At 47.3% G+C, this 14,072-nt stretch carries 9 protein-coding genes; all 9 read right to left on the bottom strand.

From position 1 onward, the window contains the following. Positions 1-116: 116 nt before the first annotated feature. Positions 117-1,025 (bottom strand): DUF7281 domain-containing protein, encoded by a 909-nt coding sequence (locus tag SDEN_RS15540; protein ID WP_011497414.1) that lies wholly within the window; start codon positions 1,023-1,025, stop codon positions 117-119. Continuing rightward, on the bottom strand, positions 1,013-2,233 hold the full coding sequence (locus tag SDEN_RS15545; protein WP_011497415.1) for a hypothetical protein: 1,221 nt from the start codon (positions 2,231-2,233) through the stop codon (positions 1,013-1,015). The genes SDEN_RS15540 and SDEN_RS15545 overlap by 13 nt, the downstream gene beginning before the upstream one ends. Continuing rightward, positions 2,230-2,877, bottom strand: coding sequence for a hypothetical protein (locus tag SDEN_RS15550; protein ID WP_011497416.1), 648 nt, complete (start codon positions 2,875-2,877; stop codon positions 2,230-2,232). The genes SDEN_RS15545 and SDEN_RS15550 overlap by 4 nt, the downstream gene beginning before the upstream one ends. Further along, a complete protein-coding gene (locus tag SDEN_RS15555) occupies positions 2,877-6,566 on the bottom strand; it encodes an ATP-binding protein (protein ID WP_011497417.1) in 3,690 nt (1,229 codons plus the stop codon). Before SDEN_RS15555 ends, SDEN_RS15550 begins: the two co-directional genes overlap by 1 nt. Positions 6,567-7,005: 439 nt before the next feature. Further along, positions 7,006-7,608, bottom strand: coding sequence for an eCIS core domain-containing protein (locus SDEN_RS15560; RefSeq protein ID WP_232279899.1), 603 nt, complete (start codon positions 7,606-7,608; stop codon positions 7,006-7,008). 157 nt (positions 7,609-7,765) lie between these two features. Further along, positions 7,766-8,218, bottom strand: coding sequence for a phage tail protein (locus SDEN_RS15565; RefSeq protein WP_011497419.1), 453 nt, complete (start codon positions 8,216-8,218; stop codon positions 7,766-7,768). A gap of 393 nt (positions 8,219-8,611) precedes the next feature. Then, positions 8,612-9,640, bottom strand: a complete 1,029-nt coding sequence (locus SDEN_RS15570) for a hypothetical protein (protein ID WP_011497420.1) — start codon at positions 9,638-9,640, stop codon at positions 8,612-8,614. Between the two features lie 148 nt (positions 9,641-9,788). Beyond that, a complete protein-coding gene (locus SDEN_RS15575; protein WP_011497421.1) occupies positions 9,789-12,542 on the bottom strand; it encodes a hypothetical protein in 2,754 nt (917 codons plus the stop codon). After that, the gene (locus tag SDEN_RS15580) at positions 12,539-13,975 is read right to left on the bottom strand and encodes an ATP-binding protein (RefSeq protein ID WP_011497422.1); all 1,437 of its coding nucleotides are present in this window, start codon (positions 13,973-13,975) and stop codon (positions 12,539-12,541) included. The genes SDEN_RS15575 and SDEN_RS15580 overlap by 4 nt, the downstream gene beginning before the upstream one ends. Between the last annotated feature and the right edge of the window lie 97 nt (positions 13,976-14,072).

Here is a 14,072-nt window from a genome sequence, read left to right on the forward strand (position 1 = left end):
GGGAGCAATAGTGGGACAAAGAAAAATGAAATTCAATCTTAATCGTCTTAATGGCTACCACTGCGTTTGAATCGACTAAAAATAATACAGCACAAGCCTAGCCTTGAGTAAAATCGCTATTGTTCGATTAAGCTCAGCTTGATGTTGTGAGATAAGAAGTGTTGCTGCTTGATACTTATTCTATGTTGTTTAAGCCAATCTGCAATCCCTTGCCACGCGCCTAAATCGGCATTATCCAAATAAGCTTGCTGCCTAAATTGTTTATTAAAATCATCAACATCATTAATTTGCTTGATGTTAAGTAAATTGTCAGCCGAGGTTTGCAACAAGCTAGGAGCAATAAGTCCACTACAGCCCTTGAGCAGATGAGCAATTTGCAAGCCTGCGGGATCTAAGTCCGTAAAAGCGATGACCTTAAGCTTTTGGCTTAACTCCGAATCATCTGACACTAACCTGAGCAAGCGTTTACAACCCGCGGGAGAGTGAGCGCCGCTGCCGCGATAAATCACCGCGCTCTGTAATAGCAAAGCTTTTAGCTCAGCGTCAAAGTTCATCTGGGCTATAGCATCAAAGCTATCTAGGTTCTCCACTACGATAAGCTGAGTAAGTGATAATTGTGCACACAGGCTCAATGCCTGCTCCACTGTGACGCGCACAGCAGGCATTGAGCCTATGTCTATGTCGATAAAGGCAGATGGCGGCGTTAAAGGTAACTTGATTAACACATGGTTAGCTTCGGGTCGGATGTTGGCTAATTTCTCTTTATGGCTGTGTTTTGCAAAATCTGAGCGATTTAGCTCAAAGTTTACCGTAAGCAAATCAATGCCCAGCTCGACTTGCACCATTTCCCTGAGCAAATCATGATCGCCCGCTTGAAAATGTAAATGCTTATACGCCCCATCAGGCTCGCCAATATCATATTGTTTATGGATTGCTTGCCAATTAGCGCTGAAACTTACCCGCGGCGATCGTCTGATCACCACGGTTTTTAGCGCCTTAATCTGCGCCTTGCTTAAGCTAGCCACAGCTCAACATCATGGATAACAAAGTTACCGCTATACACAGGATGTGGCTCACCTAACGGTGCCAGTTCAAAGTACTCTTTATGCTCCACAGGCAAGCCCTCATAACCGCAAATCACTTGATAAAGCCAGCTTTCGGCGTCCCAGTCGAGCTGCTTCTCGGTCAAATAGCTTAGCGCCGATTGGCGCGAGCCTGAATCAATCACGGCGCAGAAATACTCGTCCACCGCAAGCTTAAGTGGATTATCAGGGATATCAAAATCTTCACTGACGCTGACTTCGAAGGTGGCATCCTGCACTCGGCTTGGGGTTAACACGAGATCGCGACTGATGGCTTTGATTTGCGCCACTATCGCCATGAGCTCAAGCTCGTGATGTGGGTTGCTTACATCCACGCTGGCGGGTGCCAAAATGCCTTCGGCGCAATTAAATAACGTCGGTACTTTATTGTGGGCCACGTGATTTGCCGGCTCATAATCTGGGTGTAAATCAGTGTGCAGTAGCCAGCCTTTGAGCAAGCGGGTGCGGCCCTGAATTTGCCTAAAGCGCCCCAGTAGCTCAAGTAAACGCCCTTGGACTATGCTGAGCTCCTGAGTGCAGTGACTCAAGGTTTCTTGCAAGCTGGTTACCAGTAAGCGCCTAAGCTCACGAATATCACCGGCAATTTCACCTAACTCGCTGAACTGAAACATCTCAAGACCATTAAGCAATTCAGTTACTTGGCTTTGGGCTAATTCATTCTCACGAATTTTGGCGTTAATGCTGCCCACATAACCAAACTCGTTATTGATTCGGCCCCACAGTACGCGGATTGAATATCGCAAGCTGTCGGTGAAGCTAAACACGTGCTCACTTAAATCCGCAAGGTAAGCCTCGGCGGCGCTGTAATCGACGTTAAAGCGCGCTTCTTTATAGTGATCCGCCAGGGTTTTAATACTGGCTAAGGCAGAGCCGACATTGGCATCAATTTGCCGATTACGCTCATCACTTAAGGCTTCTTCAAGCAAAGCGCGCACCGAACGCTTAAGGCGCAGTTCTTGATCAGGCTCTGGGCGCCATAAAATGCCGCTTTTCTTAAGCTTTTCAATCACGGCGCCATCGTGGCTTGCATCACTGATAGAACCCGCTAAGTAAGCGTCCATCACCACATCGGCGTGGCGTCCTAGCTGCTTAAGCAGCTTGACCCCGGCCTGGTGTAAGTTGCTGCTCATATCAGCTCCCTTTGGGTAGCGGTTTCTGCCTGCGCCTCCAAGCTTAAGCCTTCGGTTTCATCGATAAAACGAATAACTTCATAGAGATAGTCTATCTTGCCGGTGGCAATATAGATCTGCTTCTCACTGTTGGGCTTAGATAAATAACCCAGCTCCACCAAGCGTTTGAACACAAGCTTAATTTGGCCATCGACATTGCTACTGCTAGAGCCAAATAAGCGGTACTGACTGAGTTTATTCAGCTGCTCCCTAAAGGCGGGGGTATCTTCGATGCGTCCTTGTAAATCCGTCAATCTGATGGGCGCGCCTTCGCTTAATGGCGCATCTTGGCCACTGGCCTCTTGCACTAGCACCAGCCACTCCACCAGAGGAATAAGCGCCGAGCAGATGTCTTTAAATTGGGCCGAAATCACTTTGCGCTCAGTATCCCCTAACTGCAAATAACCACAGAAGAACACTTCCCCTTCGCCCGCGCTAGCAATGGTGCGATTAATTTGATTGAGATAGGTCTCGACCCTATCACGAGTGGCGCTATTTTTAAGGGCCCGCCAGCCATCTTCGTTGGTAATGCGGCAAATAAATTCGCCTTTTAGCAGTTGTTCTATCAAGGCGCCGGTGCCAACTAAGCTACTGAATTCAGACATTAGATCGTCTCCTTAATGGCGTCTTGATTGGATTGTTTCTGCTTTAACAACTCGGCTAGCGGGTTAGCCTTAGGCTTAACCACTTGCAGTTTACGGGTCTGTTTATTGATGATGTAACGGTTGACGAACAGGTTTAACACCTCAGACTCTGGATTAGGAAACGCCCCTAACACGCTGATATTATTGTTTTCACAGGCATCGAATATCTTCTTCACGTTGGTGTGATGCAAGGTGCCTAACTCATCGATGGGCCAATGTATGGTCACATCTGCCTTGCCCCGCAGTAAACGAGTGAAGGCCAGTAAGAATTTACACAAAATAAGGTAAGCCATGCCGTGACTGGACGACTCATTAAGCTGCCTGTCGGTGCGGATAATAAGATCGCTATTGCCTTCTTTAAGCCTAAGCTCAATCTCCAGCAATTTAGCTACCCCGCCAGTCAAGGCCGCCTTACCTATGATGTCCAGCGCCCGGCGCATGCTGTTAGTGTAATGCTCATCTGGAAGTTGGCTAAAGCCATCGGCTTTCCACTGTTTAAAGGCCTTAACGAACACTTCAAGTTCAGGCCAGAATTCTAATTCACTGATGCGCGAGCGAATACGCACCGCAGATTCAGACACGCCATCCAAAAACAACTCTTCACCCACTTCACGGGTAATGCGCGCGCTTTGAGAGGCAATGCGTCTGTCGATATCGGCAAGCACATCATAAAAAGCCGTTAAATCGACGCCAAAGATGCGCCCTTGCTCGCGAATAGCCATCAAGGATTGCGGCACCATCACATTGAGTAACTGCTCCAGCTGAGGCACGAGTTTACGATAATCCAGTAGACGTATGCCCTTGTCGGTGACAAAGCTTGACTCTTCACGGGCGCGCTCCCAAAACTCGGCTAAGCTCGAGCCGGATTTACTGGCGATAACCGTATCGAAATGCTCCACATACTGCTTAACGCTGCCCATCAAATAATCACGCTTTAGCAGTAAATCTTCGCCTTGGCGCAGGCGTTCACCTATGCTGCCAAGGGCTTCTTCTGCATTGGGTGCAAGCTTAAGCTCGGCTAGCTTTCGCATCACGGCGCGAAGCTTAGTGAGGTTCTCAGAAGCTTCAATTTGAACGCTGTCGCTTTGCTTACGTAAGGCCTCTAACTCTTGACGTCTGTGCTTAATCTCGTTGGTCTTAGCTTTTAATTGCTGCTCAAACTCGAGCGTTGCCCGTTTCACCTCAGCAAGTTGACTCTGCAGCTTAGGTTTACGGCTAAGCCAGGTATGTTGATACCAGTCTTCAAAGCGTAATACTTCACTACGACGCTGCTCGGCTAGGCTTATTTTGCTCTCTAAGGCTTTGATTTCACGCTTAAGAGATAAAATAGCTTCCTCATCGACGCCGCGAGATTTAAGCTCATTCTTGTACCAGGTTTCACAGGCTTTTTGCTCGGCTTTGGCATTAGCACGGCGCTGCTCAATGTTGGCCTTGATCTGCCCTAATTGATTATCGAGCGCACCGACCACATCTTGCCAATAGGCATTTTTCTCCATCCTAGCTTCTAGGGCCTGCTCTTTTTGCTCACTGAGCCACTCTAGGTGCTGATTTTTAAGCTGCTTTTGCTCATTGTCTAATTGGATTAAGCGCTTGTTAGATTCCGTTTTTCTGTCTGCCAAGGCTTGGTTTATCTTGGCTTGCTCGCTGCGTTTCTCATCCAATAAACGCCGCAGGTCTTCACGGCTATTTTTATAGGCGGTGCGGGCAAAGGTGAGTTCGCGATTTATGCCATCTAGGGCATCATTCATGCTAATGAGCTGGTCTTCATGCTCGCTTTGCAGCTCTTTGGCACTCTTAAGTGCTTCTTCTGCCTTGGCTAGCGCGATGCGTAAATCTGGCTCAGAGCTGGCGTGCTCTGGCACCTTGATAGCCGCTAAATCCAGCTGCACCCCAAACAGGCTGTCACCGCCATTGGCGTCAATACTTGGGTGTAAATCACTACGGTGAAGCAGTTCTGGGGCGATAACCTTGCCAAAACTTGCCTCCCAGCCAGGGGATTCTTTACGGAGAAACTCAAGCAAGGTATGAGATTGCGGGAACAGCATATGGTGCAGTTCTTCACGCTCTTGCTCACGCTCATTGACCCTAAGGCTTGCCATACGCAGGGCTTCATTGGCTTGATCTCGCTTAGCCCTTTGCTTGCGCTCCTCAAGCGTTAATCGCTCTACCTTTTGGTTGCAGTGCTCTTGCTCTTCGTCCGCTAGGCTTATGCGTTCATCAAAAACCGCTAAGCTGAGTTTTTCCTCTTCGGTGTAACTTACCCCATCCACTTGATGCTTAAGCTCGGCGGCGGTCAGTTTAAGTTGATACTCTTGCTCGACAAATTTTGCCTTGCCTGCATCGGTTTGCTCACGCCACTGGGTTTCAAGCTGTGCTAAGTCTTCATTTGCCAGCTCACGTTGCTTGTCTCTGGCTTCGCGGCCCGCCTCTTGCTCACTGTGTAAGCTTTCAAGCTCGCTGTGCAGTTGCTCGGCAATTTTGCTGCGCCTAGCATTAAAGGCAGCTTCTATGTCTTGGTGTTTTTCGGTTTGCAGCTTATGGCGCTCATTGAGGTTTTCAACATCGCTGCGCCAATTGGCTAGGCTGTCTAAATCCGCCTTGGCTTGCTCTATATCGGCATCTAAATACGCCCCATGCTGAGCTTCGATGGCATCGAGTTCATACTCATATTTATCCACATCGCCCTTGGCGGCGCTGAGCTCTTGGTTAAGCTCGTCGCGCACCTCTTTCCATTCTTCATCTAGCAGGCGTAAATGCAGATTATGCTCTTTAGACAAGGTCTCGTTGAGATCTTTACGCTCGGCCTCTAAGGTTTCATCGTGCTGATATCCGCGAGACAAGCTCGCGAGGCGATGCTCGGCGCTTTGTAGCTGGTTAAATTCTTGCTCTAACTTGTCAAATTCCGGACGAATTTGCTCAAAACCTTGCACTAACTGGCTTTCACGGATCCAAGACTCCACTCGCTGAGGGTTTAATCTCGATGTGGGCGGGTTCACTCCATCTTCTTCAAGAATGGCGGCAATCATGGATTTCACCGTCTCCATCTTGCCTTCTTTGGAGTGCACGGCTTTGGCGAGTTTCTCTATGTGGCGCAGGCTATGATCGCCCTCACACAGGGAGAACTGACGGGCGTAGCTTCGAAGCTCCACACGATTGCTACCTGTGCTGAGTAAGCTGCGATCGTTTTGAATAATGGCGCGAAACTCACGGGTATTGAGTAAGTTAGTGTGGGCTATGCCTTCACGCTTCACTTCACGGCCAAGCTCAGCCATTGAGTGACAAATAATGGTGTCGCCATTGCGGGATTTTACGTAATGTTCAAGCTCAAAACCCCGGGCGATAAAGCGGTAATTGACCCCTTTACCGTCACCCGCCGATGCCAATAACGCCTGGTTTAGGCTGCCATCTTGTTTCTCATATTCATAGATGATGTAGCTTGAATCATGGGGAAGGTACCAACGCTCGAAACTGTCACGGGTCGACGGCACCACCCGGCTTGGGTATTCGCCATAAAACACCGGCACTAGACGCTGCAGCGTCGTTTTTCCCGAGGCGTTCGTACCACAAATATTGGTGTGACCGTCGAGGTTGAGTTCCACCACTCCAGGAAGATGAGTGTTAATTAACACGATTCGTTTCAAGCTTGGCATTGGGATCCTTTCAAGCAAGTTAACACTTAGTGACTCAGCATTAACTTCAATTTATTGAGTCTGTACGAACTGACCAATCTTGCCTTTTGACACTCGCTGACGTTGACGCACCAAGATGGGCTGAAACTGTCATTAAGCAGGCGAGGTTTACAAAAAACGATTGGCAGATGTTAGGGGGATGAATATAAAGCCAAGGGCGCAGTAAATCAAAACTTAGTGCTATCTAATAGAGATAAATATCCATTGCATAGCATGGGTGATGAGTCAGTCAGCTCAAGAATGAGCGAACGCCGATAAAGACCCAAGTCTTCGGCTCACTGACAAATCAAAGGAAAACAAATATCAAACCACTGATAAATAAGGCATAAAACCCTTATCTTATCAGGCGAAGCAAACTGATGGTGATGATAAAGGCTAACTTTAGGTTTAATCAGGCGACCTAGCGGCTCATCTGTAATGCCTTAGCCCCTAGGCTATCGGCTTCACTTTCGAGGGAGGGATTATCATTGACGGCCATGCCAGACACCGAAGTGGTGGGTTTGACTCGCCCCTGCGCCTGCTGCACTACATGACCTAACTCATGGGGTAAGTGTTTCTCTTGCCCAGACGCTAAATGAATATCACTGCCCTGAGCATAAGCATGGGCTTGCACTGCGGCGGGTTTACTGGAGTTATAGTGCACATTGACATGATCTAGGCTCATGCCAGACAGGGATTCCATACCCGATTTAAGGCCATCAGGCAGCCCAGTAGTATTGGTATTTGGATTAGGATTGGCCGCCCGCTGCACTGGCTGTGGTGCATGAGTGCTTAACGCCTTGCGCTGCCCCAACTTTTCTTCTTCCTCGAGACTGGATTTAAGCTGCATCAACTGCAGCGACTGTGGGCGGTTGTCTTCGATCACCCTGCTCGTGCTCGGCTTTGCCTTTAAACTGGCAGTTGTTGTTAAATTAGTCGTGCCCTTATTAGCACGCTGCGCTAACGGCGGTTTTTTCTCCATCTTGCTGGCTGTTGACATAGTAAAGCTTCCTTGTTTATCCATTCCATCATTTCCATACCGCGATAGTTATAATCTGAACTCGAGTCTCTTCAAAAATCACTACCCTCAACGCTACCCTCAACTTTAGTCTCATTTAGGGCAAGCTGCCGCACTTTTAACCCATTAATTGATGGAAAACCCTGTGGTTCTTTGGGGCCATTTAGGTATGAAACTTCACTGTAAAACGATCCGCCACTAGATCTAATTGCTCAATCGCGAACTCATTGCTGGACGCATTGAAGTCCGGTGCGGAGAGCCCGACGGGAAAGGCATTCACAACATTCCAAGTCAGAAATAGTTCGGTACCAGCCTCATTTGTCATACTAATAGAAATATCTTTCTTTTCCACTTGATTCAAAGAAATAGAATTAATCCATTCAGATAATTGGGTTTGCCCACAGACGACACCTCTTTTTAGGCTGATGTTAATAGCTGTTCGTTGCCCTGGCATTTGAAAACAACCACCGAGACCATCTTTATATTCAACCATTTCATGACTCACCTGTAGACCAGAAACGGCATTAAACGCCATCTCTTCTGTACCGACACTAACGCGAAAACGATAAGTAGGGATAGGATAACTTACAACAGTTTGATCTGCAGATAGCGACATACAAAAATCCTTTTGTGATATGGCGAGACACTTATTGTGTTGTCGCCATGGTTTATAAAATCAAGCTAAATCGACGTCAATGGAAGCCCCAAAAACAGGCCTGCCATTGTAAAACAATAAAATAATGCACTTTCGAGATGTGCTCAAGCAAGATTTTAGGATTTTACAGCTAGAAAGTCGCTATTACATGAGTTTATCGAGCTGATTGGATAAATGGGCGGATGTCATTAAGAACGACTCGCCCATACTGATGCAGCAAAGCCGAACTAGAGTGAAATGCATGACGACCGTCCAGCCCCATGGCTACTTAGCGCTATCTTCAAAGGTAATGATCCACTCTTTGGGAGGGCGTTCAAAGCCCTAGGATTCTATCGGTCATTGCTATACATTTTTCTATTCATTCTTTTCTTTTTTCCCGTATTGCTCTAGGTGGAAGGTATAGGCGGTCCATACTTCAGCTGCGGTATGAAATTGCCCTAATGCTTGTTTTACCTTTGAATTTTTCCAATAGAGAATCACACCATTCATCAAGGCCTCTATTTCCACCACAGTATTCACATCAAAATACCTAAGTAAGCTTAATAAGTTGCCTGTCGTTGCGGATACCCCAGCTTGTACACGTGTATTTTTGGGCAAATCTTTATTCCAATCACTTTTTTTATTTATTTTTTTGCTTGGTGTTCGGCTTTGTTTCATATATTCATTCATTATTTTTTTACCCGTACTCACCTTGCTCGTTACCCTACGAAGCGCACCACCTATATCTAACAGCAAACCAGCTGTATCCTCAATTTTCCAAGATTCATCCCATGATGATAATAAATCCAACATACCACTCCACCAACTTGACCAAGGAGCGTATACCATCCAATCCCGACCGGAGCTCTTTAATGAATTAGAAATCTCAACCGACTTCTGTGCTTCTGAAATGATTTTTACCTTTATTTTTTTCATCGCTGAATCAATATCTGTTTTCAAACTAATGCTATTTTTGTCGAGCACGGCCGTTTCTATCGGATCTTTTGCGGAGAAATATTCCACCATTTTTGACACTGAATATACAGTGCCAGCAACGGAAAATACTGCGAGTCCAGCAAGTAAAGTCCCTGTCGTCACCCCCAATACAGCAGCGACGCTCGCTACAGTCCCTTCCACCCCAAAATACGTCGCTAAACCAATTAAATATTCTTCACCGACAACCCTTTGGATCACTACTGAAGAGCCGCCATCAGCCTTGCTAGGAGAGAAACTAAGCTGTTTCACTAACGAACTATCGTTTGCTATTGCTTGTTGTTTTCTTTGAGACACGGCTTCTGGCCGATTGTCCACAAAACCACGATTTCCTCGCTTCTTCTTTTGAGTAACGACGCTTGCCACCGCCCTACTTTTATTCTCAGCTGGTTTTTCCTTTTGTGCATACATAGCTAAAATCCTTTTAATTTGTCTTTGATGGATAGGTACACTCTTACTCTCTTGCGTCACTGTTAAGCAGATACAGTTTCTTGATGTTTTGCATCACGAGTTAAATATCTGCTCTCAACTTAATATATCCCCTCAACGTTAGCCTCACCTATGGCAGGCTGCCACGGCGTTTCTGGGCGAGTTGACGGAAGAAGTTGTAGCCAAAAATGCCCAGGATAAAAATAAACAGGAAGAGTTGTTGCTGCTGTTGCCAGTATGGATCGCAGCCAAATACCAACATGATAAATAAGGATGCCAGCAGCAAGAAAACCAAGAAGTACCAGCGGCTAAACAACTGCCTTAAGGAAAAAATCCACCAAGAGGCAATGGCATAGATGACCACAATAAGTACCAACAGGAGAAACACCAGCCGTAATGGCCATCTTAATGGGCAAACTTGGTTACACACTTTGTCGGCAAGCTCCACCACAGGCTGCAGAGAAGGAAACATCAAAGGTTTGACTGGGAAGTAACTTTTTTCTATCAAGGTCGCAGCCTGTGCCGACAGAGGCATTGTCCAAAAAGCGGCGCCTAAATAACTCCACTGGGTGTAATTCACCACAGCTTCTAGTGCGTTAATGTCGGCGTCATTAACACCGATAAAGGGAATGACCTTAGCGAACACCCTACCCGCCGAGTCCGAATAAGCCGCATCACCGAGCAAGGTTCTAAAGGCTTTCAGCGAAGAGACACTGTTATTAGCGGGTGTTGGCGCAGCGCTCGACAGAGGTGAGAAATTCACGATGAAAATATTAATATAGGGCTCTATCTTGGCCAAGTTATCTACAGTGTAAAACTCCGGAGTCTCTGCTTCTAGCTCATAGGCGGGCACCATGAGGTTGAGGTAATATTCGTCTGTGGGTTTTGCCTCATCGGAGGCACTCGAGTTTACCCCGCTCAGACTCGATACTCGATCTAAGCTAGTGTTTGAACTAGCGCCTGAACTAGCCTTTGAACTTAAGCCCCGCTTTAGCTTTTTAATGAAATCGATAAACTCATCCACTTTCTCCTGAGAGTTGATTTCCTTAAGATCTAAATTGAGTGTCACGCCATCGCCCAAGGTTCTGCTAGGGCTGGTACCTAGGCTAATCACAGGTTTAATGCGATTAATCATATTGCCTGTGATGGGCGTTTTTACCGCTGCGATTATCTGTTCAACCATGTTCTGGTTATAGGGCCAGCCCCTGGATGGGCTAGCCACTTCCTCCCCGCGAGATGAGAAGACTAAATCCACTTTCACCCTGTGGTTATGGGCATTAATGGCAAACTGCGAGTAGGCCTTTTCGGCGCGCCAATTATTAGGCAATAGTAACTGCGGCCCTTGGATAACCGCGGAAAAATAACCCATTCGCGTCAAGTGACTGTAATCTATGCTCGTGCCAGTTTCTTGCTGCCAATAAGGGTAGAAACCGTAATAAGGCCGCTCATTGCCATCTTCGATGATGCTGTTTTGGGTGCAGCCACAACCTGGGGTTGGCTGCCAGACTAAAGGTTTACCGGCAGCTTGCCCTTGCTTACCTGTTTTGTGGGCAAGGGTATTGAGCGCCTGCGCCTGACTCTCATCGAGTTCCAGCGCCAGCTCTTTGATGGCAATACTCAATAAGTAGTCATCCAGGAACACACTGCCCGTTAAACTCGAAAGCTTTGCCAGCTGCGCTTCACTCAAGGCCAGTAGGGATAGAGACCTTAAGAAATTGTCGGCCGTTTCGCGGCTCACCTCATAGGTTTGTGGCTGAGACAATACTTGAGTCGTTGTCGCTGGAGCTGGCGTTATCACCGCGGCGGCTGCGGCTCCTGAGGTTTCTGTGCTGTTGGCGTCGCCGTTATCACTGGTGCTGGCCTTTGGGCTGGTTTGGCTCGCGGCCTTGGCTTCAGGGCTTTGCTCATCAGGTTTTGGCTCCTCAGGGCTTGGCTCACTAGGCTTAGGGCTCAGTAGCTGATACTCAGCTGGGGTCACAGTAATTAATGCCGCTAATCTTTTGGAGACTGTCTCGCTGTCGTCGGTGCCTATCAATGCCACTACTATGGGGGTTAATGCCGTGCCGATTTCTATGTCCGAGCTAAATTTTTTACCGACTAGTTTATTGAATTTAGTCGTGTTCTCACTCCATAAAGTCAGCTTTCCCATATCGATGTCATTAAATTGATAATAACTTAGCACTTGGGGTTGCGGCCTTACCACAGGCTGATAATAATCAGGTCCATTTGACCTCACATTTGAAGATGCACCTGGGTTGGCTTCTGGGTATTCCTTTGTATAGTGTTCGGCGCGAGGATTAAGATAAAATTCATCGAAAAGCCCATGCAATTGCGTCGGCGTGCCATAGCAATAAGGCATGGCTTCACAACTTGGCTCACTGTATTGCCCCTTAGTGGTCAGCACCGCCAGCCATGACTTAAATTCCTCACTGACTAAACTCTGGCGCCAATTAGGGTAGTTTTGGGTCAACTCGGCCACTGTCACTAAGGCCGTTAATAACTGACTGACAAAATCATTTTCATTTTCTACACTGGCCGCTTGATTGAATTCCTGACAAAAATAGCCTAGCCACTTCTCTGTAATGCGGCCAATTCTGCCATCTGCCAGCATATTTTTGGGGCCCTTGGCATCGGCTTGGTAATCGGGATTATCCTGATAAATAATGGCTAAATTTTGCTGCACCAAAGAGCCGAAAATGCGGCTTTTAAGTATAGGATCTGCCATGGTCTTGGCCATCTGAGTGCTGCACTGCGCCGCTTCATCACTGGCAAGCACTAAGGACGAAAAGCCGAGGCTTAACAACACGGCTAAAACAAAGAGGGGGACTGAGCAGTAAGACACTAAGGTTTGCATCCAAGCATGGCGTCCATTGACCCAGTTCATAGGGTTTTTCCTTCTTTGCGTAACTCTTTGGCAATACCGCTCACCAGCTCGGAAAACGCGATCACGCTTTCCCCTGCCTGCACCGCAGAAATGGCGGCATAGCGGATCACATTGGCAATGGCGCCGCCGGAGATTTCATATTTTTCGGCAATGGAGAGTAATTGATCTGGCTTGTCATCTCGGTAATGGCCATTGAGCATGTTGAGCCACAAGCTATAGCGCTGCTCTGCATCTGGCATAGGGAAATAGATCAGCGATTGAAAGCGGCGGGAAAAGGCATCATCTATGTTGGCCCTTAAGTTACTGGCCAAAATAACGATACCGGGGAAATCTTCAATGCGCTGTAACAGATAAGCAATTTCTTGATTAGCATGGCGATCGTTAGCGCTTCCTCCCTGTGAGCGGGTGCCAAACAGGGCATCGGCCTCATCGAAGAATAAGATCCAGCGTTTGTTTTCAGCTAAATCGAACAGCTTAGCTAAATTTTTCTCCGTCTCACCTATGTATTTAGATACCATGGCCGACAAGTCTATGCGGTAAACATCCAGCCCAAGCTCGGAGCCAATCAAGGTGGCGGTTAAGGTTTTTCCCGTTCCTGGGGGGCCATAGAAGAGGCTGCGATAGCCAGGCTTTAGGGACTTGGCTAAGCCCCAGTCCAGCATCAAATGATTGCCATGGGCTATCCAAGCTTTGATTTTATCTATCTCATCCATCACCTCAGTGGCTAGCACTAAATCTTCCCAACTCAATGGGCTAGTGATCAATTTGGCCGGAAACTGACTGGTGTAATTGATCTTTTCAGTGACTCCTGTGGTGAAACGATTTAAGTACTCGGTTTCTAAGGAAAATGTGCTGCTAAAAAAGGGCTCTCCCTCACTGGGCGGCGTGAGTCTGATGACGCTGTTTTTAATAAAGACATGCTGAGGCTCAAAAAAAGTACTTATTCTGAAGCGCGCCGCCAAAGCCTCCCCCACCAGCACAAAGGCCGCCGTCTCACAGGTGGGCAAAAAACCTTGATGCACAGTGCCTGCCTTGCCACCAAACTCAGTATAGGGCCTGTCAAAATTGCTGTTTTTGATAAAAAAGGTATCGAAAATATGCGGCCTGATATGAGGGATAATAGCCATCACTAACACTAGCCGCTCCTCAAAGTGCTTCAGGTGCTGCTTCACCCAGTTGGCATAGGGTGACTCATCATGAGTTAAGTCTGGCGCCGGCAGCTGGCCTATGGAATCAAGTTCAGTTTCTTGTTGAAAATAAAGTTTAATACGTAGATCTAATACCTTAGTAAACCAGTCCATCTCCCGCTCTAGGCTGTTGGCATTGGCTTGGCTCAGGGGATCTGAGTTGCTAGTGCTCGTGACCTCATCACAGCCAGCAGCAATGGTCTCTTCGGCGCTATCACTCTGAGTGACTACCTGTAATTTACTCATCCTTGGCGACCTCGTATTAACAAATAAAACAACCTCTGATTTTTACTTTTACGCTTTCTTCCACTTAAGTCTTAGCTGATAAAACGGCGTAGACAGC

Source organism: Shewanella denitrificans OS217, assembly GCF_000013765.1.
GTDB lineage: Bacteria > Pseudomonadota > Gammaproteobacteria > Enterobacterales > Shewanellaceae > Shewanella > Shewanella denitrificans.